The organism is Chitinophaga niabensis, assembly GCF_900129465.1.
In the GTDB taxonomy this organism is placed as follows: domain Bacteria; phylum Bacteroidota; class Bacteroidia; order Chitinophagales; family Chitinophagaceae; genus Chitinophaga; species Chitinophaga niabensis.
Genome location: NZ_FSRA01000002.1, coordinates 392,706 through 419,281, shown reverse-complemented (window position 1 = coordinate 419,281; position 26,576 = coordinate 392,706). Strand labels below are relative to the sequence as shown.

At 46.8% G+C, this 26,576-nt stretch carries 22 protein-coding genes; 7 read left to right on the top strand and 15 right to left on the bottom strand.

Going from position 1 to position 26,576, the window contains the following annotated elements; genetic code table 11:
• Positions 1-3: 3 nt before the first annotated feature.
• Both BUR42_RS18545 and leuS read right to left on the bottom strand, forming a co-directional pair.
• A complete protein-coding gene (locus BUR42_RS18545; RefSeq protein ID WP_074243085.1) occupies positions 4-3,150 on the bottom strand; it encodes a S41 family peptidase in 3,147 nt (1,048 codons plus the stop codon).
• A 152-nt stretch (positions 3,151-3,302) separates the two neighbouring features.
• Positions 3,303-6,080 carry a leucine--tRNA ligase gene (gene leuS, locus BUR42_RS18540; protein ID WP_074240921.1) on the bottom strand — a complete coding sequence of 926 codons (2,778 nt, stop codon included), beginning with the start codon at positions 6,078-6,080 and terminating at the stop codon, positions 3,303-3,305.
• A 275-nt stretch (positions 6,081-6,355) separates the two neighbouring features.
• Here leuS and BUR42_RS18535 point away from each other — a divergent pair, with 275 nt between their 5' ends.
• From BUR42_RS18535 to BUR42_RS18520, 4 genes are all read left to right on the top strand, one after another.
• Positions 6,356-7,120, top strand: a complete 765-nt coding sequence (locus BUR42_RS18535) for a cell division protein FtsX (protein WP_084185695.1) — start codon at positions 6,356-6,358, stop codon at positions 7,118-7,120.
• 20 nt (positions 7,121-7,140) lie between these two features.
• A complete protein-coding gene (locus BUR42_RS18530; protein ID WP_074240919.1) occupies positions 7,141-7,392 on the top strand; it encodes a DUF3098 domain-containing protein in 252 nt (83 codons plus the stop codon).
• A gap of 63 nt (positions 7,393-7,455) precedes the next feature.
• Complete coding sequence (locus BUR42_RS18525) at positions 7,456-8,250, top strand: undecaprenyl-diphosphate phosphatase (RefSeq protein WP_074240918.1); 795 nt, start codon at positions 7,456-7,458, stop codon at positions 8,248-8,250.
• A gap of 39 nt (positions 8,251-8,289) precedes the next feature.
• The gene (locus BUR42_RS18520; protein ID WP_074240917.1) at positions 8,290-8,895 is read left to right on the top strand and encodes a hypothetical protein; all 606 of its coding nucleotides are present in this window, start codon (positions 8,290-8,292) and stop codon (positions 8,893-8,895) included.
• Here BUR42_RS18520 and BUR42_RS18515 read toward each other — a convergent pair.
• On the bottom strand, positions 8,892-10,109 hold the full coding sequence (locus BUR42_RS18515; RefSeq protein WP_074240916.1) for an alanine dehydrogenase: 1,218 nt from the start codon (positions 10,107-10,109) through the stop codon (positions 8,892-8,894). The genes BUR42_RS18520 and BUR42_RS18515 overlap by 4 nt on opposite strands.
• Positions 10,110-10,152: 43 nt before the next feature.
• Positions 10,153-10,614, bottom strand: coding sequence for a tRNA (adenosine(37)-N6)-threonylcarbamoyltransferase complex ATPase subunit type 1 TsaE (gene tsaE, locus BUR42_RS18510; protein WP_074240915.1), 462 nt, complete (start codon positions 10,612-10,614; stop codon positions 10,153-10,155).
• A gap of 171 nt (positions 10,615-10,785) precedes the next feature.
• On the opposite strand from tsaE, the gene BUR42_RS18505 reads away from it, so the two are divergent.
• From BUR42_RS18505 to BUR42_RS18495, 3 genes are read left to right on the top strand one after another with little or no spacing between them, the layout of a single operon-like run.
• Positions 10,786-12,891, top strand: a complete 2,106-nt coding sequence (locus BUR42_RS18505) for a heavy metal translocating P-type ATPase (RefSeq protein WP_074240914.1) — start codon at positions 10,786-10,788, stop codon at positions 12,889-12,891.
• A 42-nt stretch (positions 12,892-12,933) separates the two neighbouring features.
• Positions 12,934-13,539: a trimeric intracellular cation channel family protein gene (locus tag BUR42_RS18500; RefSeq protein WP_074240913.1), complete on the top strand. Its 606-nt coding sequence runs from the start codon at positions 12,934-12,936 to the stop codon at positions 13,537-13,539.
• Positions 13,540-13,541: 2 nt separating this feature from the next.
• Positions 13,542-15,446, top strand: a complete 1,905-nt coding sequence (locus tag BUR42_RS18495; protein ID WP_074240912.1) for a RecQ family ATP-dependent DNA helicase — start codon at positions 13,542-13,544, stop codon at positions 15,444-15,446.
• Between the two features lie 103 nt (positions 15,447-15,549).
• Here the strand turns inward: BUR42_RS18495 and BUR42_RS18490 are convergent, their stop codons facing one another.
• The 11 genes from BUR42_RS18490 to BUR42_RS18440 all read right to left on the bottom strand — a co-directional run bounded on the left by BUR42_RS18490 (position 15,550) and on the right by BUR42_RS18440 (position 26,457).
• Positions 15,550-16,596, bottom strand: a complete 1,047-nt coding sequence (locus BUR42_RS18490; RefSeq protein ID WP_074240911.1) for a Gfo/Idh/MocA family oxidoreductase — start codon at positions 16,594-16,596, stop codon at positions 15,550-15,552.
• A 5-nt stretch (positions 16,597-16,601) separates the two neighbouring features.
• Positions 16,602-16,961 carry an SdpI family protein gene (locus tag BUR42_RS18485; protein WP_159442301.1) on the bottom strand — a complete coding sequence of 120 codons (360 nt, stop codon included), beginning with the start codon at positions 16,959-16,961 and terminating at the stop codon, positions 16,602-16,604.
• 12 nt (positions 16,962-16,973) lie between these two features.
• Complete coding sequence (locus tag BUR42_RS18480; protein ID WP_074240909.1) at positions 16,974-18,533, bottom strand: helicase HerA-like domain-containing protein; 1,560 nt, start codon at positions 18,531-18,533, stop codon at positions 16,974-16,976.
• A gap of 37 nt (positions 18,534-18,570) precedes the next feature.
• Positions 18,571-19,014, bottom strand: a complete 444-nt coding sequence (locus BUR42_RS18475; RefSeq protein ID WP_074240908.1) for a hypothetical protein — start codon at positions 19,012-19,014, stop codon at positions 18,571-18,573.
• 18 nt (positions 19,015-19,032) lie between these two features.
• Positions 19,033-19,872 carry an MBL fold metallo-hydrolase gene (locus BUR42_RS18470; protein WP_074240907.1) on the bottom strand — a complete coding sequence of 280 codons (840 nt, stop codon included), beginning with the start codon at positions 19,870-19,872 and terminating at the stop codon, positions 19,033-19,035.
• Positions 19,853-21,160, bottom strand: a complete 1,308-nt coding sequence (locus tag BUR42_RS18465) for an MFS transporter (RefSeq protein ID WP_074240906.1) — start codon at positions 21,158-21,160, stop codon at positions 19,853-19,855. The genes BUR42_RS18470 and BUR42_RS18465 overlap by 20 nt, the downstream gene beginning before the upstream one ends.
• 56 nt (positions 21,161-21,216) lie before the next feature.
• Positions 21,217-21,837: an ABC transporter ATP-binding protein gene (locus tag BUR42_RS18460; protein WP_074240905.1), complete on the bottom strand. Its 621-nt coding sequence runs from the start codon at positions 21,835-21,837 to the stop codon at positions 21,217-21,219.
• Positions 21,821-22,621, bottom strand: coding sequence for an acyl-ACP--UDP-N-acetylglucosamine O-acyltransferase (gene lpxA / locus BUR42_RS18455; protein ID WP_074240904.1), 801 nt, complete (start codon positions 22,619-22,621; stop codon positions 21,821-21,823). The genes BUR42_RS18460 and lpxA overlap by 17 nt, the downstream gene beginning before the upstream one ends.
• A gap of 4 nt (positions 22,622-22,625) precedes the next feature.
• Complete coding sequence (locus BUR42_RS18450) at positions 22,626-24,038, bottom strand: bifunctional UDP-3-O-[3-hydroxymyristoyl] N-acetylglucosamine deacetylase/3-hydroxyacyl-ACP dehydratase (protein WP_234979713.1); 1,413 nt, start codon at positions 24,036-24,038, stop codon at positions 22,626-22,628.
• A 45-nt stretch (positions 24,039-24,083) separates the two neighbouring features.
• On the bottom strand, positions 24,084-25,139 hold the full coding sequence (lpxD, locus tag BUR42_RS18445) for a UDP-3-O-(3-hydroxymyristoyl)glucosamine N-acyltransferase (protein ID WP_074240903.1): 1,056 nt from the start codon (positions 25,137-25,139) through the stop codon (positions 24,084-24,086).
• 91 nt (positions 25,140-25,230) lie between these two features.
• Positions 25,231-26,457 (bottom strand): HD domain-containing protein, encoded by a 1,227-nt coding sequence (locus tag BUR42_RS18440; RefSeq protein WP_074240902.1) that lies wholly within the window; start codon positions 26,455-26,457, stop codon positions 25,231-25,233.
• Positions 26,458-26,576 lie beyond the last annotated feature (119 nt).

Sequence of the window (26,576 nt, the reverse complement as noted above, 5' to 3'; positions counted from 1 at the left end):
ATCTTATTTCAGGTCTTTTAGTATTTCCTGTACGGCTCTTTCCAGTTGTGGGTCTTTGTCTTCCAGCCGGTCGGTGAAGGAGGTCTTCACATAGATGTCTGGTGCTACACCTTCTTTCTCGAGGTTTTTTCCATCGAGGGTATAACATCCCCAGGATGGTAAGCGATAGAAAGATCCGTCTACGAGTCCTTTGCCGGAAGTGAAAATGATCCAGCGGTAAGATTCCGTGCCGATGATCTTGCCCAGTTTCAAAGCTTTGAAACCAGCGGCTGTCATTTCGGCATCACTAAGCGATTGCTCGTTGATCAGTAATACGATTGGCTTACCGGCAGGGGCAAAGTTGGGTTGCGGGGATAATTTTCCTTCACGGTATTGCCATTGCAGGTAAGGGCGTTGGGAAAGGAATTTCAATACTTCATCGTGTACATTACCACCGGTATTGTAACGGAGGTCAAGGATCAGCGCGTCTTTGCTGCCCAGTTTGCCGGCCATATCGATGAGGAATTTTTCCAGCTCACCGCCACCCATGTTCTTCATATAGGTGTAAGCGATCTTGTTATTGCTGAGTTTGTTCACCCGCTGCTCATTGCCATAGATCCATTCATCGTAGAGCTGGTTATTATTAGCGCCAGGGCTTTGCGGATGCAGCCTTACATCGTAAGGTTTGCCACCGCGCTCAAATGTAAGCGTGATCTCTCTTTCCATGGCAGGGCGGGTAAAGTAGATATCCCTGTTGCGGGTTTTGTCTACCACAACGCCGTTTACCCTGGTGAGTACATCACCGCTTTGTACGGTTATGTTTTGCTTATCTGCATTACTGTTTGCCAGGATGCGGGATACGGTATAAGGTTGCTTCTCGTCAAAGAGGATACCCGTTTCCATGGTACGGTAGCTAAGGGTAATGTTTTCTTCTGCGCCATAAGAGTTGAAGCCAAGATGCGAAGAGTTCAGTTCGCCCAGCAGGTCGTTCAGCATCGTGCGGAGGTCTGCCCGGTTATTGATATAAGGAAGATATTTGCTGTATTGGTCCCGCAGTTTGGCCCAATTGGTACCGTGAAATTCTGCATTGTAGAAGTTCTCTTCCACATTGGCCCAGGTTTCGTAGAAGATCTGATCGAATTCCTGGCTGAGGTTGCGGTAAAAAGATTGGCCGATATCAATCTTGTCTACCTTGTTAGCATCTGCATTCAGTTTGTGAATGTTGCCGCCAACCAGTACAAACAGTTTGCCGTCCACTTCTTTTATTTCATCAGCGCCGGATTCGGTGCCGGCGATCTTTTCTGTTTTAGGGGCTTCAAATGGTTCCAATACTGTTTTCCAGGCACTGAACCTGCCATCGTGGTTAGATACATAGAAAACAGTGGTTTTGTCTCCTTTTTGTGAAACAAGCATGGGGCCATATTGTGTGCCGAAATCAGGGCTGATCCTTTCTACCCGTTCCATGATCCGGGCAGTATTAATATTGATGGTATTGGGTACGGGGGCAGGTTTGGCGGTATCTTTCTTTTCGTCTTTCTTATCTTCTTTCTTCTCTTCTTTTTTGAAGAGCTCGTCAAACTTATCCGCACGGAAAGGATCATCAAACTTATCCAATGCAACACGGTATATTTTGGCATTGCTCAAACCAAAAGGATAGGCAGGTTTGGTGCGGGAAGAATTGAAATAAATATATTTCCCGTCCGGAGACCATAACGGAGAGGTTTCTGTAACCCCTGTATTGGTGAGATTGGTAGTGGTATTCTTTTTCAGGTTATGTACCAGCACGTCCTGCTCAAAGTTGCGGTAAGCAGTGAAGAGTACATACTCACCATTGGGAGAGAAGCTGGGTTCTGCATTCTGGAAAGCCCATATTTCATCCTTTGCAACAGTTTTGGATTCCAGTGTTTTCAGGTCCATTACCCGTACTTCATCACGGCCACTGAGATATACCGCCTGTGTACGGTCTTTATTGACATTCAGGGCGCGGTTATTCCTTTTATCGCTGGTGTGTTGTTTGGGCGTTCCTTTGCCATCTGCTGAAACGGTGAACCAGTTCAGGTAACCATCAACGGTTTGGTTGAAAAGCAGCGTACGGTTATCCGCCAGCCACTGTACCTGAACAGCACGTTCTGCGGAGCGGGGGATCTGGCGGATGAATTTGCCTTCGATATCGGAAACAAAGATCTCTCCCCTGGAAATGAAAGCGAGTTTTTTGCCATCGGGCGATACATCATAATAAGAGATCCTGTCACGCACCTCAAACGCTTGCTCTTTAGGCAGAACAGGGTTGCGGAAGAGATTGATCTCCAGCTTTTCTGATTTGCCGGAGGCAACATCATAGATCCATATCTGGTAATCTTTTTCAAAAACCACTTTGCCGCCATTGGCATTGGCGGAGGGGCGTTTGATAGAGGTCGGAAAGTTAGTCAGGGCTTTTTTCTGACCGTTCACGAAAGTATAGAGATTGTATTCTCCATTCGCTTCGTCAGAGGCAAAAAAGATCTCTCCCTTGCGGTTGATGGTAGGCCAGAGGTCTTTGCCAATGTATGTTGTATAACGTTTATAGGCTTTTGTAGCAGGAATGTAAGACTGGATATCCGGGTTAAATTCTCCTTTATACCGTTTACGGTTAGCGGCAAAGCTGCTTTCCCAGGTATCATTGAAGAATAACTCTCCGCTGCTGGGATGTTCCGTTACATTGTGAATGAGGTTGAAGTAATGATCAAACACCCTTACCGGGGTAGTACCTTCTATACTTACTTTAAAGCTGGTTGCATTGCCCTCACGGTTGGAAGAAATGTAAACAGATTTGGAGTCCCAGCTCCAGGATTCCATCAGATCGGTGGTTTCATGAACCGTGAGTTGTTTTACTTCCCCGCCGTTGATGGGTAACAGAAAAACATCTGCATTGCCGTACTGGAAAGCCGTGAAGGCAATCCATTTGCCATCCGGGGATACTTTCGGGGCAATTTCAGTTCCCTGCATGGCGGTAAGGCGCACTGCCTGAGGGTTCTGTACATCTGCTTTCCAGAGGTCCCCTTCATAACTGAACACAACGGTTTTGCCATCGGGGGTTAAGGTAGGGTAAGTAGTGAAATAGGTTGCTGTGCTTTGGGCGCTGGCTGGCAGGGTTAAGGCTGTGGCCAGCATGCCTGTAAGTATAGATCTCATGAGACGGGTTTTGTTTGGTTGCGGGGGTAAATTAAGAAGGAATTGGCGGTTGCGGAAACCATTCATACAAATAGGGGATGTTTTTCTTTGGAACGCAGTTGCGGGAGCTTTTAAAATGCCAGGGCAGATCATTTGATCTGCCCTGGATATGTTTACACTACTACGTTGATCATCTTACCTTTTACAAAGATCACTTTCTTAGGTGTTTTACCTTCCAGCCATCTTTGAATCACCTCATTCCCCAGCGCTATCTTTTCCACTTCTTCCACACTTGCATCCAGTGAAATATTGATTGTTGTACGCAGTTTACCATTTACGGAAACAGGATATTCTTTCGCACTTTCTGTTACATATTTCTCTTCAAATACCGGGAATGGCGCATCCAGTATAGAGCCGCTGTTGCCGATCAAAGACCATAACTCTTCACTAACATGCGGCGCGTAGGGGGTAAGAAGGATTAACAGCTGTTCAAGGACCGCTTTCTTGTTGCATTTGAGATCTGTGAGTTCATTTACACAGATCATGAAAGTACTCACAGCTGTATTGAACGAAAGTCTTTCTGTATCATCTTCTATCTTACGGATGGTATTATGCAATACCTTCAGTTCTTCAGCAGTGGGTGCATCATTCTTCACCACCAATCCTTTCTGTTCGTCTGCAAAAAGACGCCAGAATTTTTTCAGGAAACGGTGTACACCTTCAATGCCCTTGGTTTCCCATGGCTTGCTTTGCTCTACCGGGCCCAGGAACATCTCATACATCCGGAAGGTATCTGCTCCGAACTTTTCCACGATCACGTTGGGGTTCACGGTATTGAAAAGGCGTTTGCTCATTTTCTCCGTGAGTGTTCCGCAAATGTATTTACCGTTCTCCAGAATGAATTGTGCAGTAGCAAAATCCTGGCGCCAGTTTTTGAAGGCGGTGGTATCGAGTTCCAGGCCGTCTACAATATTCACATCCACATGGATCTCATCTGTTTCGTATTGAGCACGCAAACCTGCGGATACGAACTGGTTGGTGCCCCTTACCCTGTAAACCAGGCGGGAGCTGCCTTGTATCATACCCTGGTTCACCAGTTTCTTATAAGGTTCATCGAACCCGATGTGCCCGAGGTCGTACAATACTTTCGTCCACATGCGGGAGTAGAGCAAATGCCCTACGGCATGTTCTGTACCGCCGATATAAAGATCCACCTGGCCCCAGTAATCTGAGATCTTACGGTCGCAGAAGGTTTCGGTGTTATGAGGGTCCATATACCGGAGGAAATACCAGCTGCTGCCGGCATAACCGGGCATGGTATTGGTTTCGCGGCGTAAAGAGGAACCGGGCGCTGCGGGCAGGTTTACCCATTCTTTGATATTGGCCAGCGGGCCTTCGCCATCTTCACCCGGCGTGTAGTGTTCTACGTGAGGGAGTTCCAGCGGAAGGTCTTTTACATCCATCGCTTCCGGAATACCATTGCGGAATACTATGGGGAAGGGTTCTCCCCAGTAACGCTGGCGGCTGAATCCTGCATCCCGCATCCTGTAATTGATCTGTCTTTTACCGATCCCCAGGTTCTCTATTTTAGTGATCACAGCCTCCATTGCTTCTTTCATTTCCATACCGGTAATGAAATCGCTGTTGAAGAGTTTTCCTTCTTTCGTTGGGTTAGCTTCTTTACCATCAAACGCATCGCCCAGGATGTTGGTGATGGGAATGGAGAAGTGGTTTGCGAAGTTGAAATCGCGCTGATCGCCACATGGAACAGCCATGATAGCACCGGTGCCGTATCCTGCCAGTACGTATTCAGAGATCCAGATGGGAATTTTACGGCCATCAAAAGGGTTTACAGCATAAGCGCCGGTAAAGCAACCGGTGATCTGTTTCACTTCTGCCATCCGTTCTCTTTCAGAACGGCTTTGCACATATTCCTTATAAGCAGTAACTGCTTCTGTTTGTTCGTCTGTAGTAATGCTGTCTACCAGGTCATGTTCCGGAGCTATTACCATGAAGTCTACGCCGAAAATGGTATCGGGGCGGGTGGTGTATACCACTACGCTTTCGAGGGAGCCTGTTATATTGAACTTGATCTCGGCTCCCTGGCTTTTACCGATCCAGTTACGCTGCATATCTTTCATGGCATCGCTGAAAGTGATCTCATCGAGGCCTTTCAGCAAACGGTCTGCATATTCTGTGATGCGCAGGAACCATTGGCGCATTTTCTTTTTCTGTACGGGATGGCCGCCACGTTCACTTACGCCGTTGATCACTTCGTCATTAGCCAATACGGTTCCCAACGCAGGGCACCAGTTCACTTCTGCATAGGCGAGATAGCCAAGGCGGTATTGCATCAGGATCTCCTGTTGCTGCTCGTAAGTGGATTCATTCCAGGTTTCAGCGCTGAAACGGATGCTGCGGTCCCCGGGGCATTCATGATGGTGGTTGCCGGAGGCTTCAAAGATGCGTACCAGGAGATCTATTGGCTCTGCTTTTCCTGCATGGCGGTTATACCAGCTGTCGAACAGCTGGAGGAAGATCTGCTGGGTCCATTTATAATAAGTTGGTTGGCTGGTCTGAATTTCCCGGCTCCAGTCGTAACAAAACCCGATATTATCCAGTTGTTTCCGGAAAGCCTGGATATTTTCTTCTGTAGTTACTGCGGGATGCTGACCGGTTTCCAGGGCATATTGTTCCGCAGGAAGGCCAAAAGCGTCATATCCCATGGGGTGCAATACGTTAAAGCCCTTCAGGCGTTTAAAACGGGCATAGATATCTGAGGCAATATAACCCAGGGGATGCCCTACGTGCAAACCGGCCCCGGAGGGGTAGGGGAACATGTCCAGCACATAACACTTTGGTTTGGTACTGCTGTTGCTGACAAGATAAGCCTGGGTGTCCACCCAGCGTTGCTGCCATTTCCTTTCTATTTGCCTGAAATTGTATTCCATACTTAAATCTTTGATTGTCGCGCGCTTTCAGTAATTTAAATCTTTGTTCCTCAATTTCCAAAGCGGCGCAAAACCTATATAATAAAAAATGTTAAAATACCGTTTGGGAGGGCAAAAGTAAACATAACTGCCAATTTTTATTATTTTCGCCCATAAACTATAGATGAATGGCTCAATCAGGGAAATCGTCAGCTAAGAAATCGAAGCCTTCTTACTTGTATTCCATAATAGGCATCACCCTCGTGCTTTTGTTGCTTGGGGTTCTTGGTCTGTTCATGATCTACGCCAAAAACCTAAGCGATTACTACAAGGAAAGCATTGAGCTGCAGGTGATCCTGAGGGATAACGTGAAGGAAAACCAGGCCTTGTTGTTAAAAGATTCACTGGCCGTTCTGCCAGCCGTGAAAAAGATCCAGTACGTATCCAAAGAGATGGCGGCTGAAAAGTTCAAAAAAGAGAACCCGGACGAGAATTTTGCCGTGCTGGGTTTCAATCCCTTATATTCCAGTATCGATATCAGCCTCTATGCCCGGTATGTACATCCGGACAGCCTGAAGATGATCGAGCAAAATATAGCAGGCCGCAGTATGGTCCGGGAACTTTACTATCAGCGTACCCTGGTGAGTGAAGTGCTGGATAAGGCCAAACAGATAGGACTGGTGATCCTGGTGATCAGTATCGTAATGGCTATTGTGGTATTGTTCCTGATCGATAACACCATCCGCCTGGCGATGTTCAGCAACCGTTTCCTCATCAAAACCATGCAAATGGTAGGGGCTACCCGCTGGTTCATTGCCAAGCCCTTTGATATAAGGAGCATTATTAATGGTGGTCTCAGCGCACTTTTGGCCATTGCCGGCCTGGTGGTACTGATCTATTATGCGGAATCCAGCCTTATTGGTTTAAGGGGAATGCGGGATTACTTCATCACCGGGTTATTGTTCCTGGGGCTGATTGTGATAGGTATTGGTATTTCGCTGGTGAGTACACACCGCTCCGTAATGAAATACCTGAAACTGAAACTGGATGATCTTTATTGATTAAAAGTTAATTTGCATATATGTCTAAAGAAATTAAACACACAACAGAAGAACGCAGCCTTTTCGGCAAAAGCAATTATCAGCTGATGCTGGCAGGTGTGGTACTGATCGTGATCGGCTTCCTGTTGATGATGGGCGGTGGTGGAGATGATCCTACCCGTTTTGATCCTAAGGAAGTATACAGCTTCCGCCGTATTACCCTGGCTCCCATCGTTATCCTGCTGGGCCTGGTGGTAGAGATCTTTGCCATCATGCGCAAGCCGAAACAATAATGTTAAAAAGATAACTTAAATATAGCGATGGGTCCCTCATCGCTTTTCTTATTTGTAAGCACCATGAGCACAATAGAAGCCATTATCATTGCAATAGTAGAAGGATTAACGGAATTTATCCCGGTGTCTTCCACCGGTCATATGATCATTGCCAGCAGCCTGATGGGCATCAATAAAGACGAATTCACCAAACTATTTGAGGTGTGCGTACAGCTGGGAGCCATCCTGGCGGTAGTAGTGCTTTACTGGAAAAAGTTCTTCAACTTCAGTAAGCCGGATTTCTACTTTAAATTGTTCCTGGGTGTTTTGCCCGCGCTGATCCTGGGTTACCTGTTCGGGGACTATATAGACAGTATGCTGGAGAAACCGGAAGTAGTAGGGCTGGCCCTGTTGCTGGGAGGGATCGTGCTGCTGTTCGTGGATAAATGGTTCCAGAACCCCACCATCGATTCAGATGAAAAGATGGACTATTTCAAGGCTATCCGAATTGGCTTCTATCAGTGTATTGCGCTGATCCCCGGCGTTAGCAGAAGTGCTGCCACTATTATTGGGGGTATGCAGCAAAAGCTTACCCGCCATGCCGCTGCCGAATTTTCTTTTTTCCTGGCTGTACCTACCATGGCAGCTGCCACCGGTTATAAGATCTTAAAACACCATGACCTGCTGCTGAGTTCCGGTGAGAATATCAAACTCCTGCTGATCGGTAATGTGGTAGCATTTATTGTAGCCATGCTGGCTATCAAGTTCTTCATCGGCGCTTTGCAGAAATACGGATTCAGGATCTGGGGCTATTACCGCATCATAGTAGGTGTTATCATCCTGGCAGGCTTTTTTGCCGGCTATAAAATGAGCGTGTAGGGTATGTGATATATAAATTATTTTTATATATTGCAGGTAATGAATCCTATGAAAAACGATGCATTCCTCGAATCCCTGAGGCAGGCTGTTCAGCTGAAAGAAGGTTATGAATTGCAGGCAGCAAAAGGGCAGATCAGGCTTATTAAAGAGGGGGAGGAAGTAACTGAAGGTGTTTTCTTCAAATACGATACGGCTTTCCTGTTACAGGGGCTAACCTTTTTCAAACGCTTTTCCCGGGTAGAAAGGTTCTTCATCGAAATTATGGGTGGAGACGCTGAGCAATTCTATACCCTTCTTCGCGTACATCCTGAAAAAATTCAGCTCAGCACACCTGAAGAGGTGAAGCAATTTGTGTATGATCGGCTGCCGGTACTGGCAGAATTCCCTTCTTTAAAAGAGGTAAACAACTGGTTATCCTCCACTCCCATGGAATTACATCCGGAATTAATAGGCAATAACGGCAATACTGCTACCATGCGGGAACTGGTGATCCTGCGCCTGGAAGGGGATGCCCGCTATAAGGAATTATATGCCCGTTTCAGGAGCATGTTATGTCTTAAAGCCGCAGAAGGACAGTCTCCCTACGTGAAGATGTATAAGGTGTTCCAGAAACTGGAAAAGGACCTGAAAGAAATGGCGCCCTAACCTTTTACGGCCAGCAGCAGTTCCAGGTCTGTATATTTCAGTTTGAATTTCTCGCTCAGGTGGTAATTGGTGAGCGCTCCTTTATAAAGATAGATACCGTTGCGCACCCCTCTCTTGATCCATACAAGATTTTCAAATCCGCCATCGTCTGCAGCTTCCAGCAGCAAAGGCATCAGTACATTACTGATGGCCTGGGAAGCGGTACCCGCAAACCCGGAAGGGATATTGGGCACGCAATAGTGGATCACATCGTATTTCTTGAAGATGGGGTTTTCGTGGGTGGTTACCTCAGAGGTTTCAAAACAGCCTCCGCGGTCGATACTTACATCCACGATCACGGCGCCGGCTTTCATATTGCTTACCATGGATTCAGTTACCACAATGGGGGTACGGCCGCTTTGAGAAGAAAGGGCCCCCACGGCTACATCTGCATTGCGTAACTGTTCTGCCAGGGCACGGGGCTGGATCACAGAAGTAAATATCCGTACGCCGATGTTGTTCTGCAGCCTTTTTAATTTATAGATGTTATTGTCGAATACTTTTACGGAAGAACCCAGCGCCAGTGCAGTGCGGGCAGCAAATTCCCCAACAATACCTGCCCCGATGATCACTACTTTGGTAGGAGGGATACCTGTGATACCTCCCAGCAGTATCCCCTTCCCTTTATTACTGTTACTAAGGTACTGGCCAGCGATCAGCATCACTGCACCTCCTGCGATCTCACTCATGGCCCGTACAATGGGATAAGTACCTGAATCGTCTTTCAGGTTCTCGAAGGAGAGCAGGGTGATCCTTTTATTCATCATCTGCTGTAACTGCTCCGCTTTGAGCATGGAGAGATGGATGGGGGAAATAACGATCTGGTGAGGATGCAGCAGTTCTATTTCTTCATCATTCAGCGGAGCTGATTTAACGATGATGTCTGCTTTGAACACTTCTTTCTTATCGTATACTATTTCGGCGCCGGCCTCTGAATAGTCTGTATCATAAAAGTGGGAACCATCCCCCGCTTTATGCTCTACTACAATGTGGTGGCCATTATTGCTAAGAATGCTCACCGCATCTGGCGTTAGCGCTATCCGGCTTTCCTGGAAAGAAGTTTCCTTTGGTATGCCGATGAATAAACGGGAATTTTTTTGTGGATAATCCAGCGTTTCTTCCAGTGGTGAATAAGTAAAACCGGCACTCACAACAGGTTTTTGCCTTTGCTCCATAATCGTAGACAATTGTGTTAGGTCTCTTTCAAAGATACATTTATTATTGAAGGGACAGCTCAAATTCACCGGGGTTCGCAGAACCGGCAATAAGTTTTCGCCTATGGTCAGGCGTAACGGATAAGAAAAGGTGTACAGTGTCCGCAGGTAAAAGAGGGGCTACCATCTCCGGCCATTCTACAAAACAAATGGCATCCGGGTGATAGAGGCAATCTTCTACGCCAGCCTCCACAGCCTCTTCCAGGCTTTTTAGCCGGTAGAGGTCCAGGTGGTAAATGATCCTTTCCCGGGAGCCGCCATCCTTAAAACGGTATTCATTAATGATGGAAAAAGTGGGGCTGCCGGTGGTGTCTTCCACCCCTTTGGCTGCGCATAAAGCTTTCACGAAAGTGGTCTTTCCTGCGCCCATTTCTCCGTTAAGGGCAAATACGTGCTGGCGGGGGAATGTTTCCCAGAAGCGTTCAGCTGTCTGGGTAAGCTCTGCATGTGAAAACGTCAGTCTCATAAACGATAATACCTGATCAGAAGCTAAAATTAGCAATTCCGTTGCATTAAAAGTCCTGCTTCCCCTTAAATGGCCTCTATGGCCCTGAATGCCGCTGCCAGTATGGGTAAAAAGCACCTCCGTTGCATTAATTTCATTATGAAAAGATCAGCTATGTGGTAATTTTGGAATATGGAAACGATCAGTTGTAAAGTAAAAGGAATGAACTGTTCCAGCTGTGCGCTTACCATCTCCAAATACCTGGAAAAAAAAGGCATGGAAGATGTGGCCATCAGTGTGGCTACGGAAGAGCTGAGCTTCAATGTGCCGCAGGGCACAGATGCGGAGGATGTGATCAACGGGATCAATAACCTGGGGTATGAGGTGATCCTTCCCAACCAGGGGGCTAAAAAGCGTCCTGTGTATACTACACTCACTTTTAAGTTCATCTTCTGCGCCATCTTCACCGCCCCTTTGCTGCTGCATATGTGGGTGAACTGGCATTGGCTGCATAATGCATGGGTACAATTAGCTTTAACCACGCCGGTATACCTGGTGGGCATGGCGCATTTTGGCCGCAGCGCTTTCCGCTCCCTGCGGAACGGGATGGCCAATATGGATGTGCTCATCACCATCGGTGCCACAGCAGCATTTGCTTACAGCCTTACCGGTACATTGCAGCACCTGGGAGCAGATTACCTGTTCTATGAAACCACTGCCGCCATCCTTACCCTCGTTTTCCTGGGTAACCTGCTGGAGGAAAGGTCTGTTAAATCTACCACCACCGCTATTGCAGAACTGGCAAAGATGCAGCATACCATGGCCCGGCGTATTCATGCCAATGCAGAGGGAGTGGAGCATATAGACGAAGTGCATAATAACGACCTCCGCACGGGAGACCGTGTTTTAGTGAATACCGGGGATAAGATCCCCATGGATGGTACCATTTACTGGGGCAGCGGGCATGTGAATGAATCTATGATCACCGGGGAAAGTGAACCGGTGGCGAAAAATGAAAAGGATAAAGTAATAGGCGGCACCATCCTGGAAAACGGCAGCCTTAAAATGTATATCACCGCCGTTGGCAAGGATACAGTGCTCTCTTATATTATTGACCTGGTAAAACAGGCGCAGAGCAATAAACCGCCCATGCAGAAACTGGCGGATAAGATCAGCGCCATTTTTGTACCCCTGGTGCTGGGTATTGCACTGGCCACTTTCCTGGGCTGGTACTTTGTTGGAAACACTACACTGGATATTGCCATTATGCGAAGTGTAGCCGTGCTGGTTATTGCCTGCCCCTGTGCAATGGGATTAGCTACACCGGCTGCTGTAATGGTAGGGCTTGGCCGCGCCGCGCGGAATGGCATTCTTATAAAAGGAGCGAATACACTGGAAATGTTCCGCAACATCCGCCAGATGGTATTTGATAAAACAGGTACACTTACTACGGGTAAACTGCAACTAGGAGAATGGAAAGCGATCGATATGGACGATGCTGCTTTTAAATCTACCGTACTGAGCCTGGAAAAATTCTCTTCCCATCCTATTGCCCGTTCTATTACTGCTTTATGGAAAGGCTTGCCGGAAGTAGCTCTGCAGCAGATACGGGAACAAAAGGGCATTGGTATGAAAGCAGTGGATAAAGAAGGTAATGAATGGCAGCTGGGTTCCTATATCATGGCAAAGAACGCCACAACAGACGATACGCATAATATTTACCTGTTGAAGAACGGCGTGCTGGCAGGCTGGATAGATTTCATTGATGAGCTGCGTCCTGAGGCAAAGAGCGTGATCGCACAGCTGAAGAAGAATGGCATCCGCACCATTTTGCTCAGTGGTGATATGAAACGCAAATGTGACCTGATTGCGCAGGAGTTAGGTATTGATGAAGTATATGCAGAACAGTCCCCACAGCAAAAGTTGCATAAAATAGACGGTCTCATGCAAACAGCTCCTACCGCTATGATAGGAGATGGCATCAATGATGCGCCCGCACTGGCCAAAGCCAGCATCGGTATTTCCCTCAGCGATTCCACGCAGGTGGCCATGCAAAGTGCCAATGTGATATTGCTGAACAATCATCTCGGGGCTTTGCCATTAGCGATGGGCCTGGGTAAACATACCTACCTCACCATTAAACAGAACCTCTTCTGGGCGTTTATATACAATGTGGTGGCCATTCCCGTGGCTGCTTTAGGCTATCTCAACCCCATTATCGGCGCCCTTATTATGGGATTATCCGATGTGGTACTGGCCATTAACTCCGTACGTTTGAGATTTAAAAAAGTGCTGTAAGGATTTTTATCGTTAATTCGTATATCATAATTCGTTCAGGAAATGATATACTGGTTAGACCTTATCGGCACATTCGTATTTGCCATATCCGGCGCACTCGCGGCCTGGGATAAGAAAATGTACCACGATATCTTTGGGGTGAGCTTCACCGCTTTTGTGACTTCCATTGGCGGTGGTACCCTGCGGGATCTGATCCTTGGGGTAAGGCCTGTATGGGTAGGAGATAAGAATTACATTGTTGCCATTGCCCTGGGGGTATTGGTAACCATCCTTTTCCGTGCACGCCTGCTGCGTTTCCGGCGGTCTATCTTTGTGTTCGATACCATTGGTATTGGTTTTTATACAGTAATAGGTTTACAGAAGGCCTTGTTCTATGGGGTACATCCCTGGGCCGCTGTGATCCTGGGTATGATCTCTGCCATTTTTGGCGGGGTGATCAGGGATATGATGGTGAATGAAATACCGTTGATCTTCAGCCGCCAGATCTATGCCACGGCTTGTTTGGCGGGTGCCGCATTATATATAGGGTTGCGTTATGCAGGTGTGGATGAAGACTGGAACATGGTGGCCAGCATTCTGCTGGTGATCGCCATCCGGTTAACAGCCTTACGTAAAGGCTGGTCTTTACCCTATTTACAGAAAGAATAAACATGTCATCTGCACTTTCCATATTACAAAAGTTCTGGGGGCACCAGCAATTCCGGCCCATGCAGGAAGAGATCATTGCATCTGTGGCCAGTGGCCGGGATACACTTGCGCTTTTACCTACCGGTGGCGGTAAATCTATTTGCTTCCAGGTGCCCGCTATGATGAACGACGGGTTATGTATGGTGATCACGCCACTCATTGCGCTGATGAAAGACCAGGTGGAGAACCTGAATAAAAGAGGTATACCTGCTTTTGCTATCTATGCCGGCATGCATGCAAGGGATGTGGAGAAGGTAATGATCATGGCTCGGGAAGGAGAAATAAAATTCCTCTATGTTTCCCCGGAACGCTTGCAAAGCAGGCGTTTCAGATGGTTCTGCGAAGTGCTGCCGGTTAAACTCATTGCTGTAGACGAAGCACATTGCATCTCCCAATGGGGCTACGATTTTCGCCCCGCGTATTTGCAGGTAGCTACCATCCGCGAGCTTTTCCCTGAAGCACCCATCCTTGCACTAACGGCTACGGCCACACCCAAAGTAAAAGAAGATATTTGCGAACGCTTGCTGCTGGAGGATCCGGCTATTTTTGTGAAAAGCTTTGCACGTGCCAATCTCTCTTACAGCGTGGCGGAGGAAGAAGGTAAACTCACCCGCATCCGCCAGATACTGGACCGTGTGCCGGGCAGCGCTATTATTTATTGCCGGAACCGCAGACAAACAAAAGAGATCGCCGGATTACTGAGTAACCAGGGGATCACCGCCAGTTACTATCATGCCGGGTTATCATCCGCAGAACGTAGTACAAGGCAGGAAGCCTGGATCAATAACGCAATACGGGTAATGGTATGTACCAATGCTTTTGGCATGGGCATCGATAAACCGGATGTACGCATGGTGATCCATGCGGATGTGCCGGATAGTATTGAAGCTTATTACCAGGAGGCGGGCCGCGCAGGAAGGGATGAACAAAAAGCATATGCCGTACTGTTGTACAAGGAGCGGGATATCACAGAAATGAAAGAACGGATTGCCCTGCAATTCCCTTCACTGGAACAGATCAAAGAGGTCTACCAGGGGGTGGTGAATTACCTGCAGGTGCCGGTGGGCAGCATAGAAGGCGTGTACTATGATTTTGACATCAATGATTTTGTAAAACGGTTTTCCCTCAACATTACAGTTGCATTCAGCACGTTGCGCATACTGGAACAGGAAGGCGTATGGCAACTCAGCGAAAGTATATTCATTCCCTCAAAGCTGGAGTTTGTAACCGGCAGGGACCGGTTATATGAATACGAGCAGCTGAACCCTGCTATGGAGCCATTGCTTAAAACTTTACTACGTACTTATGGCGGCATCTTTGATGATGTGGTGCCCATCTTTGAACGGCAGCTGGCTAAGCTGATGCAGATAGATGAACAGGATGTAGTGCATGATCTGCAGTTGTTACACCGGCAGGCTATCGTAAAATACCAGCCCCGTAAAGACAAACCACAATTGAGTTTCCTGCAGGAGCGCGTGGCAGTACAACATCTCACCATTGACCAGGCCCTCCTGAAACGCAGGAGGGAAGCCATGGAAGAAAGGATAGAAGCCATCGCACAGTACCTGCGTGACAAGGATACCTGCCGTACACAGCAACTGGTGGCTTATTTCGGGGAAAAGGATGCGCAGCCCTGTGGTGTATGCGATGTGTGTGTGAAAAAGCAGAAAGGAGCATTACGGCCTAAAGAGTTCGGGGAACTGGCTACTGCCATTTTAGCTGCGCTGCAAACAGAAACTACAATAGAAACATTAATGCAAAATATAGATGCGCCGGAGGATAGGGTACTCACAACACTGCAGTTCTTAATTGCAGAGAAATGTGTACTGCGCGATAAGGATGGGGTATTGGTAGCAGTGAAAGTTTAGCAATAGTAATTGAAGGTGCTTAAAGTATAAGCCTGTGCTATTACCATCAGCAAGTGAGGATACTTAAAACATAGCCTAAGCATCCTCACCGCCGTAGCCTATTCTAAAGTGTAATAACCTTCCCTTCTTTGCTGCTCTTGAATGCAGCTTCTATCACCTTCACTACGTTCAATCCTTCTTCCCCTGTTACCGGATTTGGTTTACCCTCTCTTATCGCGGCATAAATGCCCTGGTAATAATCCAGGTAGTTACCATTTACAGAAGGCAGGAATTCTTTCACTGCAACACCATTTTTCTCTGTGTGCAGCAAACCCCATTCAGCAGGCGTTTCAGCTCCCCAATCCGGCGTATCAGGTAACACGCCTTTCATGAGCAGTGCTTCCTGTACATCGGATTTAGATTTGATGAAAGAGCCTTTCCTTCCATGGAGGAGATAGGCTGGCAGGGCTTCCCTTACCAGGTAAGAAGATTTAAGGCGTACGCGCAATTGATCGTAATACAGCAGCAGTTCAAAATAATCGTCTACTACGGAATTTGTGCGGATCATACGTACATCTCCAAATACAGCCTTTGGCATGCCGAAAATGGTCAGTGCCTGATCTATCAGATGGGAACCCAGGTCGTACAATGCGCCCGTACCATTATTGGCCACTTCTTTATGTGCCTTATAACTGAGTTCTTCTTTAAAACGGTCGTAGTGAAATTCCACTTCCAGTATATCGCCTAATAATCCCTCCTCTACTACTTTCTTCACGATCTTATAATCACTGTCGTACCGGCGGTTCTGGTAAACACTCAGCAAAAGTTTCTTAGAGGCCGCAAGTTGCAACAGTTCTTCACCTTCTGCGGTGGTAACGGTGAAAGGTTTTTCCACGATCACATGTTTGCCGGCCAGCAAGGCAGCTTTTGCATATTCGTAGTGGGTATGATTGGGGGTATTCACCACAATCAGTTCCAGGGAAGTGTCTTTGAACAGATCGGTTACTGCTCCGTAGATCTTTACATACGGATAACGTTGTTGTGTGAGATGTTTGCTGCGTTCTACTACTGCAGTCAGTTCAAATCCCGGGTGCACGTGTATAAAAGGTGCGTGGAATGCGTAACCGCTGTGGCCATAGGAGCAAAGGCCTGTTTTGATCGGAGATGCCATAATAACTATTTTATCGGATTACCATTTTTGTCGAACAGTTGTTTCAGTTTCTTTTCAGTAAAGTAAATAGGAAGAAAGGTCTCCAGCATAATGAATACAAAAGCGGTAATAAAAGACACGGCCACATGGAACAAATAACCAAGGAGCAGCAGCACCGGCGTACCTGCCAGTATAAAAATGATACTTAGATTAAACATCATTTTTGCATTGTATACCTGCGCAAAATCCCAGGTGTGCTGACTTCTCATAGCCCTGGTGGTTCTGTATCCGATCGCCAGGTTAATGTTCTTACGTGGCTTTTTCCAGAACAATAGCGCCAGCAGACCTAATAGCAGTGTTACAGGAATGAAATAAAGGAGTGCCATGTTCATTCATTTTTAAAACCAGCTCGTTCCCTTTTTCTTACTACGGCCTCCTAAACCTAATGCACCCAGCAAGCTGCGGGTGATCACATTCGCCGCGGTACGGCCTACCTGGCGGGCAGCAGAACTACTCATCATAGTTTCCAGTAAACCTTTCTCTTCTTTCTCTTTCCCTTTTTTGGCAGGAGCTTCCGCTTCTTCCTGTTTACTCTTTTCAGCTGCTTCTTCCAGTTTGGCATTCAGGATCTCGTAAGCGCTTTCACTATCTATTTCCTGGTTGTATTTTTTAACCAGTTTGGAAGCATTCACCAATGCATCTATTTCCGCATCGCTCAAAATATCCATGCGGGAACGTGGAGATACCAGCATCGTAGCTGCCAGTGGCGTAGGTGTGCCTTTTTCACTGAGGCAGGTTACCAAAGCTTCCCCGATCCCTATCTGGGTAAGGAGTTCGTCTGTTTTATAGAAATCAGACAGCGGATAGTTCTCTGCTGTTTGTTTGATGGATTTACGGTCATTAGCAGTAAAGGCACGCAGCGCATGCTGCACTTTCAAACCTAACTGGCCTAATACAGAAGGAGGTACATCCATCGGGTTTTGGGTACAGAAGAAAATACCCACACCTTTTGAACGGATCAGTTTGATGATGGTTTCAATCTGTTGCAACAATGCATCGCTGGCTTCCTGGAAGATCAGGTGCGCCTCATCTATGAACATCACCAGCTTGGGTTTATCCAGGTCACCTTCTTCAGGGAGGCTGGCATAGAGTTCCGCCAGGAGGCTGAGCATAAAAGTGGAAAAGAGTTTGGGCCTGTCCTGCAGGTCTGTAACCCGTACGATGGAGATCTTGCCACGTCCATCATCGCTGATGTGCATGAGATCATCTACCTCAAACGACTTCTCTCCAAAAAATATTTCTGCACCCTGTTGTTCCAGCTCTATCACCTTGCGCAGGATAGTGCCGGTAGAGGTGGTTGAGATCTTACCGTAATCTTTTTCCAGTTCCTTTTTGCCCTCATCACTTACATACTGCAATACTTTTTTGAAATCCTTCAGGTCCAGTAAAGGCAGTTTATTATCGTCGCAGTATTTGAAAACCATGGCTACGAACCCTGATTGCGTATCGTTCAGTTCCAGTATTTTGGATAACAACACGGGGCCGAATTCGCTGACTGTAGCACGGAGGCGGGCACCTTTTTCCTTACTAAGGGTCAGTAATTCTACCGGATAGGCAGTAGGTTTATAAGTACCGCCTATTTTAGCATACCGTTCTTCTATCTTTGGATTGGAGGCGCCTGCTGCGGCAATTCCGCTGAGGTCTCCTTTGATATCCATGAGCATAACTGGTACGCTGGCATCGCTTAATCCTTCTGCAATCACCTGCAGGGTTTTGGTTTTACCGGTACCGGTGGCACCGGCTATAAGGCCGTGGCGGTTTAATGTTTTTAATGGGAGCAGCACATCTGCGCCGGACACTACTTCGCCATTCAGCATGGCGCAGCCCAGTTTAAAATGTTCTCCCTTGAAGGTGTAACCGTTCCTGATGTATTCGAGAAATGCTTCCTGATTTGCCATGGTGGGTTATTTTTTGCTGATCCAAGATATGAAAAACCTATTCCTCTTTCAAGAGACCTTTAGCATCCTGGATGCTCTTCAGCATCAGGGCCTTTACGTCGCTGATCTTCTTCTCTTCTGTTTCCAGGTATGCTTTTTTCTCTGCTATGCTTTTACCCTGCATCTGCATATCATATGCATGCATCCAGGTGTTCATGGCATTGTTTGCACTGTCCAGCAATACGCCGGCTGCTGTATAGGCAGCAGCATTGACTTTCTTCTTTTGCAGGCTGTCCGTTACTTCTGTTACACGGGTTTTAAGACGGCGGATCACCATCATCTTAGCCATGCCTTCATCGTGGATGTTCATCACCACACCTGAAAGAGAATCTACTGCCAGGGAATCTTTAATAACAGCTTCGTCCTGTGCTGGGCCTTTGTTGCTACCCTGGCAGGCAGCCAGGCTTATCAATACGGCAACGGGCAAAATGTATTTATACATAACTTAAGATTTTTAGTATTAGAGGGCACTTAACGGAAACGATTCTTTCAGCCGGATACCTTTTTCGGTGGACTGTAAGATACCACATTCATTAGCAGGATCGTGCTCAAAATAGAGAACATATTGCCTTTCGTTGGCTTCCGTGAGAAAACGTTTTTTCTCTTCCAATGTGGTCAGCGGAAACATATCATACGCCATTACATAAGGTAATGGAATATGCGCGGCGGAAGGCAGCAGGTCTGCCATATAGATGATAGTATGACCGTTGTAACGGATCTCCGGCAGCATCATGGCATCTGTATGCCCATAGGCAAAACGTACCCGGATGTGGTCTGTAAAAGAAACCCCGTCGTGTTGTTCTATGAATTGCAGCTGCCCGCTTTTTTCAATGGGCAGGATGTTTTCTTTCAGGAAAGATGCTTTCTCCCGGTCGTTAGGGTTTACGGCCCATTTCCAGTGTGCGGCATTGCTCCAGTAATGTGCATTTTTGAAGGCAGGTACCAGGTGATCTCCTTCCCGCTCAATACTTCCGCCGCAATGGTCAAAGTGAAGGTGTGTGAGGAATACATCTGTGATATCGTTGCGGTGATAACCTGCGGCGGCCAGTGATTTGTCCAGCGTGTCATCTCCATGGAGATAATAATGGCTGAAGAACTTATCGTCCTGTTTATTCCCGATGCCGTTATCGATCAGCACAAGGCGGTTGCCATCTTCTACCAGCAGGCAGCGCATGGCCCAGGTGCACATATTATTCTCGTCCGGAGGATTCAGTTTCTGCCACAAGGTTTTAGGCACTACGCCAAACATGGCGCCTCCGTCAAGTTTAAATAATCCGGTATTAATTGTGTGAAGCTTCATGTTTTGCTAATCTACGTTGTTTATCTAAAGCAGAAAAAAGCCAGATAAGCCCGATGGAGAAAAAGCCTATCAGTACCAGTACGGAGTTGCGCATGTTGCCGGAAATATGGTCTATCCAGCCAAAGCTGAACAGGCCAATTACGATCGCGAACTTTTCCGTTACATCGTAGTAACTGAAGAAGGAAGTGGTATCCTTTGTTTCCGGGATCAGCTTTGCATAAGTAGAACGGCTGAGCGATTGAATACCTCCCATCACCAGGCCTACCAATACGGCTAAAAGATAGAATTGCATTTCTGTTTGAACGAAATAAGCACATAAGCAAACTCCTATCCACAGCAGTACGGTTAAGATCAATACATTGAAGTTACCATATCTTTCAGATAACCGGGCCATGCCCCATGCACCAAGTATAGCTACGAGCTGGATCAGTACCACGCAGGCAATCAGGTTGCTGCTTTCCATTTTTAGTTCTTTGCTTGCAAAAATGGTGGCTACCATCATTACGGTCTGTACGCCCATGCTGTAAAAGAAGAAGGCGCGTAAATATCTTTTCAGTACCGGCATTACGCGTACCTGTGCATATACTTTCTTCAGTTCAATGAATCCTTCCGTAAATACGTTTTTGGAATGCTGATCTACAGTAGGCATGGATCTGGGCAGGCGTTTAAATGTGATCTGTGCGAAACCCAGCCACCATAGCCCTACGAGCAGAAAAGTGATCCGTACGGCCATCGCATCATCTATTCCCAAGGGTTTGATCAATACAATGGCAAACCCGATCAATTGTAGCAGCACACTGCCAATATATCCAAAGGAGTAACCACGGGCGCTCACCCTGTCGCGATACTCTACGGGCGCTATTTCAGGAAGATAGGAGTTGTAGAACACGAGCCCGCCGCAATACCCGATGGCAGCCAGAATAAAACAGATAGTACCGTATTCAATAGTATCTTTTGTGAAGAAGTACAATGCTCCGCAGGAGATAGCACCTACATAACAGAAGAACCGGAGGAAATTCTTTTTATTACCACGTGTATCTGCAATTGAGGATAGGATAGGAAGACTGATGGCAATCAGGAGGTAAGCAAAAGACAGCGCATAGTCGAACAATACGGAATTCTTGATGGAATATCCGAAGAAGCTGACAATGTCTCCACCGAATCTGGCCTCCGTTACACCAATAAAATATATTGGGAAGAAGGTGGTGGTGATCACCAGGTTGTACACGGAATTGGCCCAATCGTACATGGCCCATCCATTAATGACTTTTTTGTTCGGCAAGCTCATAGGTTGTGCAGTTACATGAATTAAAAATCCGCCTGCAAAATACCATTTGCGAGGCACTACTTATAGTCTGTAATATGAATTCTTTCTTTACAAAAACCGTATTCTGCTTCTTCGTTTGAGCTCACGATCACCATACGGTTGCTGCAATACTTACTGATCAGTTGCTGATAAAGGCTTACGCCATCTGCATCCAGGTTGGTGCATGGCTCATCCAGCAGGAGTACGGGAACGTCTGAAAAAATGGCGAGGGCCAGCCTTGCCCGTTGTTTCATGCCGGAAGAAAAATTGCGCACCTGTTTGCGCCAGGCTTTTTCCAGGCCAACGGTTTGGGCAATTTCTTTTGGTGTTAAGCCGGGGAGAAAAGATTTGAAATGGAGATGGAACCCGAAACATTCTTCCAGGGTGAATTCTTCCACCAGCTCCAGGTAAGGTGCTACAATGGCGCTATGGCGGAAGAACTGGTCCTGCGGGAGGGTTTTCCCTTCTGCTGATTGATATGCTATACTGCCTTCACTGTGATGGTGATGGCCGCTGATGATCTGGAGCAAAGTAGATTTACCGGAACCGTTGGCCCCAAGTATGGCGTAATGTCCAGTACCGGTAAATGTAAAGGAGAAACGACGGAAGATCCAGTCGTAATTATATCGCTTTCCTACCTGGTTAAGCGAGATCGTCATTTGCCCTTGTACTATATCCTCTCATAATGCCGCGGCCTGAATCGCGGATGAAGGAGAGTATTTCATCTCTTTCATCTGTGGCCGGGAATTCGGCTTCTATGATACGGATAGCTTTGGAAATATTGTTTCCTTTTACGAAGAGGATACGATAGATATCCAGGATGTGATTGATCTTTTCAAGGGTAAAACCTCTGCGTTTCAGACCTACGGAATTTACACCCACATAGGAGAGCGGTTCGCGGGCAGCTTTAACATAGGGGGGCACATCTTTGCGGACCAGCGAACCGCCGGTTACAAAAGCATGGTTGCCTATTTTACAGAACTGCTGAACAGCCACCATACCAGCCAGCACAACATGGTCACCTACGGTGATATGCCCTGCCAGGGTAGTATTGTTAGAGAAAACGCAATTGTTACCAACATGGCAATCGTGCGCAATATGGCTGTAAGCCATGATCAGGCAGTTGTTTCCGATGATGGTCTTCAAACGATCTTTTGTACCACGGTTAATGGTTACATATTCGCGGATAGTAGTATTATTTCCTATTTCCACACTGGTGTCCTCGCCTTCAAATTTGAGGTCCTGTGGAATGGCAGAGATAACAGCTCCGGGGAAGATGCGGCAGTTTTTGCCAATGCGGGCGCCTTCCATGATGGTCACATTGGAGCCGATCCAGGTGCCTTCCCCGATCTCAACATTCTTATGAATAACGGTAAACGGATCGATCTTTACATTGGGCGCAACTTTGGCGTCCGGATGAATGTAAGTGAGCGGATGAATCATGCTGTTATTTTCCTTCGCGTTTAACAATTTGGGCAACCATGTCAGCTTCTGTAGCTACTTTGTTGCCAATGAATACCGTACCGCGCATTTCAACGAGACCTCTGCGGATGGGGCTTAACAGCTCCATCTTCAGGATCATGGTATCACCGGGTAATACCTTTTGTTTGAATTTACAATTATCGATCTTCAGAAAATAGGTATCATAGTTTTCCGGGTCCGGTAAAGGGTTCAGTGCCAGGATACCACCCACCTGTGCCAGCGCCTCACATTGCAATACACCCGGCATCACGGGATTTCCGGGAAAGTGCCCCTGGAAAAAATGTTCGTTAAAAGTAACATTCTTGATACCAACCACACGGGTGTCGCTCAGTTCAATGATCTTGTCTACCAACAGCATAGGGTAGCGGTGGGGCAAGGTTTTTTCGATACGGCGGATATCAAAGATAGCAGGTTGATTAGGATCGTAAATAGGAACGTCCTTATTGTGCTTGTTCTTTTTGATGTATGCTTTGATCTTCCGGGCAAACTCCACATTGGAGGCATGACCGGGACGGTTAGCAATGATATGTGCCTTGATAGGGAAACCGATCAGGGCAAGATCTCCCACAATGTCCAGCAGCTTATGGCGGGCCGGTTCATTGGGGAAGTGCAGTTGTGCGTTGTTGAGGATACCTTCTCTTTGTACAGAGATCGTATCACGTCCAAAAGCAGTAGCCAGGCGGGCCAGTTCTGCTTCTGTCATTTGCTTATCTACCACAACAATGGCGTTGTTGATGTCTCCGCCTTTGATTAGGTTATTTGCGAGCAGGTATTCCAGTTCATGCAGGAAAACGAAAGTGCGGCAGGGTGCTATTTCCTTTTTGAAATCAGCCAGGCTTTTAAGATTGGCGTGCTGGGTACCCAGTACCTGGGAGTTGAAGTCTATCAGTGCAGTGATGCGATAGTCAATAGCAGGGAGGGCTACCATTTCTACCTTCTTTACATCATCATAATAGTTGATATTGGTATCGATGGAGTAATATACCTTTTTAGCATCCTGTTCCTGTATGCCTACTTCTTCTATGATCTCAATAAAGGGCATGGAGCTTCCATCCATGATGGGGATCTCGGGACCGTTCAGTTCTATCAGTACGTTATCTACACCCATACCTACGAGAGCAGCCAGGATGTGTTCCACAGTGCTTACACGGGCGCCATTATGCTCCAGTGTTGTACCCCGGGCAGTATCTACCACATAATCCACATCAGCTTTCACGATCGGTTGATCCGGAAGGTCAATGCGTTGGAATTTAATACCAAAGCCGGGCATAGCCGGCTTAAGGGTCATATTCACGTGCGATCCTGTATGCAAACCAACACCCGAAATGGTTACGGGGCCTTTTAGGGTTTGTTGGTTCTGCTGCTGATTTTCCATCATTATAAGCTCGTATTCAGTGCGTTTAAAATCTCCTAACTAACGTGGTTATACCCCTTCTTTTTCAGATAACAGTTGTTTCACCATCTCCTCCAACTCCTTCACCCGCTTTTCAAGATCGGGCAAATTTCTAAAAATTGCCTGACTTTTCAGTGAACTTTTATAATCATATGCCGGGGAACCGGTCAAAGACGTGTTGGGAGAGGTTATTGATTTAGAAAGGCCGCTTTGCGCATTGATCTTTGTGCCATCCGCAATCTGGATGTGCCCAACAATGCCAACCTGCCCTCCGATCACACAATTCTTACCGATCTTGGTACTTCCGGAAACGCCTGTTTGTGCAGCAATTACAGTGCTGCTGCCTATTTCCACGTTATGAGCTATCTGGATGAGGTTATCCAGCTTTACGCCTGAATGAATAATGGTAGAACCCATGGTGGCCCTGTCTATAGTAGTATTGGCGCCAATTTCTACATCGTCGTGGATCACTACGTTGCCCACCTGTGGTACTTTTTTATAAGTACCATCTGCCTGGGGAGCGAATCCAAATCCATCACCGCCTATTACACAACCTGCATGCAGGATCACACGGTTACCCAGTACGCAATTATCATAGACCTTTACACCGGGGTAAAGTACGGAGCCACTATTGATCTTCACATTGTCTCCCAGGTATACGCCGGGGTAGATCTTCACATTATCTCCAAGCACTACGTTTTCGCCGAGGTAAGCAAAAGCGCCAATGAACACGTTCTGCCCCATTTTAACGGTAGCAGGCACGTGGGATGGTTGCTGAATGCCGGTTTTTGCACCAGCACCTACCATTTGCTGGTATTTCTCCAGCAGCAACGCAAAGGAGCTGTAAGCATCCTTTACCCTGATCAGTGTGGGCTTAATAGTGCCTTCGATCTCCAGGGAATCGTTTACCACCAGGATAGACGCCTGGGTTGTGTAAAGGAATTCCTCATATTTGGGATTGGCAATAAAACTCAGCATGCCATCCCCTGCCTCTTCGATCTTGGCGATATTGTGCACCTTCACTTCCGGGTCTCCTTCCAGCTTCCCATTCAGGATGGTAGCCAGCTGTAATGCGCTAAATTGCATAGTTAATAATTGAAATGTTACCGTTCCGGCTGCCTACGCTTAATATGAATAGATTCGATAACATGTTAAGTTCGTATAAAACGTTGTTAGCCTAGAATTTTGGATGACAAATGTAGAATTTTTTTATCGGTCGTGCCAATGTTTGCGACACAAGGGCATTATCTACCGAAGAAATATCTCTCACGGTGCCATCTTTAAATAGAATATTGATCTTTTCATCGATTGAGTCATAGGCTTTTAGACTGGCAGTATCCGTAAATACCAGGTATTCTGCCTCTTCATTGGTCAAATCCCACCTTTGCTTCACTTTTTCTTTCAGATCTTCCACCCGGCTGGCGTCAAATGGCTCATTGCTGAGGGTGACTTTGAATAACTCCCTGTTTACCAGCCATTGGCATAGCAGGCTCAGGACCTTATCCGGGTGTTGGCACCATACTTTAATGGCCCCCATAATATCATAGTCATCTAATAAACAGAATTTTGTAAGGCATTTTTCATCCCCCTCAAATTCCACCCTGCCTATCTTATTATATAAGAAATAGTGAAGGGCCGGCGAGCAAAAAAGTTCTTCTCCCTTGATAGCCAGTGATTTAGCCCGGTGAAGGATCTGTACCAGCATGTTTTCCGCACTTAATACGGTTTTGTGAAGGTACACCTGCCAGTACATCAGCCTGCGGGCAACGATGAACTTTTCTATGGAATTAATGCCTTTCTCTTCTACCATCAGCTCACCATTATATACGGTGAGCATTTTTATGATCCTGTCGTAGCTGATCACCCCTTCGGAAACTCCTGTATAAAAGCTGTCCCTGCTGAGGTAATCTAATCTATCTACATCCAACTGGCTGGAAACCAATTGATGCAGGAATTTTTTATGATACTTGTCGTTAAAGATCTTTAATGTGAGGTCCAGTGCTCCGTTCATTTCCCGGTTCAGGCGCTGCATTAACAATTGAGAGATCTCTTCATGTGATACGCCTTCCACGAGGGTATGCTCTAAAGCATGGGAGTAAGGACCGTGTCCTATGTCATGCAATAATATGGCCATTTTAGCGGCAACTTCCTCTTCTTCCGTAATATCCACCCCTTTAGCCTTAAGTTCGGTGAGGGCGCAGCTCATCAAATGGTAAGCGCCCATACTGTGATGAAAGCGGGTATGCATAGCTCCGGGGTACACCAGGTGCGCCATTGCCATCTGGTGGATCCGGCGTAATCGCTGGTAACAGGGATGAGAGATAATGCTGAATATCAATGGATGATCGATGGTAATGAACCCGTGGACAGGGTCGTTCACAATCTTTCGTTTGCGGTCAGTCATTCGGATGTTTTAAAAACTATCGGTGCAAAGCTACAGATTTGGATGTAACTTTTCCGGTAGAAAGGTATTATGTGACAGTCTGTAATTTACTAAATAGACGCGGCTCGCTTGCTGTTCCC

Coding starts and splice junctions, on each gene's coding strand:
- leuS (WP_074240921.1), bottom strand. CDS start 6,080: ATGGAATACAATTTCAGGCAAATAGAAAGGAAATGGCAGCAACGCTGG.
- lpxA (WP_074240904.1), bottom strand. CDS start 22,621: ATGATTCATCCGCTCACTTACATTCATCCGGACGCCAAAGTTGCGCCC.
- BUR42_RS18520 (WP_074240917.1), top strand. CDS start 8,290: ATGAATCCTATGAAAAACGATGCATTCCTCGAATCCCTGAGGCAGGCT.
- lpxD (WP_074240903.1), bottom strand. CDS start 25,139: ATGCAATTTAGCGCATTACAGCTGGCTACCATCCTGAATGGGAAGCTG.
- BUR42_RS18470 (WP_074240907.1), bottom strand. CDS start 19,872: ATGAAGCTTCACACAATTAATACCGGATTATTTAAACTTGACGGAGGC.
- tsaE (WP_074240915.1), bottom strand. CDS start 10,614: ATGAGACTGACGTTTTCACATGCAGAGCTTACCCAGACAGCTGAACGC.
- BUR42_RS18530 (WP_074240919.1), top strand. CDS start 7,141: ATGTCTAAAGAAATTAAACACACAACAGAAGAACGCAGCCTTTTCGGC.
- BUR42_RS18515 (WP_074240916.1), bottom strand. CDS start 10,109: ATGGAGCAAAGGCAAAAACCTGTTGTGAGTGCCGGTTTTACTTATTCA.
- BUR42_RS18495 (WP_074240912.1), top strand. CDS start 13,542: ATGTCATCTGCACTTTCCATATTACAAAAGTTCTGGGGGCACCAGCAA.
- BUR42_RS18485 (WP_159442301.1), bottom strand. CDS start 16,961: ATGGCACTCCTTTATTTCATTCCTGTAACACTGCTATTAGGTCTGCTG.
- BUR42_RS18480 (WP_074240909.1), bottom strand. CDS start 18,533: ATGGCAAATCAGGAAGCATTTCTCGAATACATCAGGAACGGTTACACC.
- BUR42_RS18440 (WP_074240902.1), bottom strand. CDS start 26,457: ATGACTGACCGCAAACGAAAGATTGTGAACGACCCTGTCCACGGGTTC.
- BUR42_RS18500 (WP_074240913.1), top strand. CDS start 12,934: ATGATATACTGGTTAGACCTTATCGGCACATTCGTATTTGCCATATCC.
- BUR42_RS18525 (WP_074240918.1), top strand. CDS start 7,456: ATGAGCACAATAGAAGCCATTATCATTGCAATAGTAGAAGGATTAACG.
- BUR42_RS18545 (WP_074243085.1), bottom strand. CDS start 3,150: ATGAGATCTATACTTACAGGCATGCTGGCCACAGCCTTAACCCTGCCA.
- BUR42_RS18450 (WP_234979713.1), bottom strand. CDS start 24,038: ATGATGGAAAATCAGCAGCAGAACCAACAAACCCTAAAAGGCCCCGTA.
- BUR42_RS18475 (WP_074240908.1), bottom strand. CDS start 19,014: ATGTATAAATACATTTTGCCCGTTGCCGTATTGATAAGCCTGGCTGCC.
- BUR42_RS18465 (WP_074240906.1), bottom strand. CDS start 21,160: ATGAGCTTGCCGAACAAAAAAGTCATTAATGGATGGGCCATGTACGAT.
- BUR42_RS18490 (WP_074240911.1), bottom strand. CDS start 16,596: ATGGCATCTCCGATCAAAACAGGCCTTTGCTCCTATGGCCACAGCGGT.
- BUR42_RS18460 (WP_074240905.1), bottom strand. CDS start 21,837: ATGACGATCTCGCTTAACCAGGTAGGAAAGCGATATAATTACGACTGG.
- BUR42_RS18535 (WP_084185695.1), top strand. CDS start 6,356: ATGATCTACGCCAAAAACCTAAGCGATTACTACAAGGAAAGCATTGAG.
- BUR42_RS18505 (WP_074240914.1), top strand. CDS start 10,786: ATGGAAACGATCAGTTGTAAAGTAAAAGGAATGAACTGTTCCAGCTGT.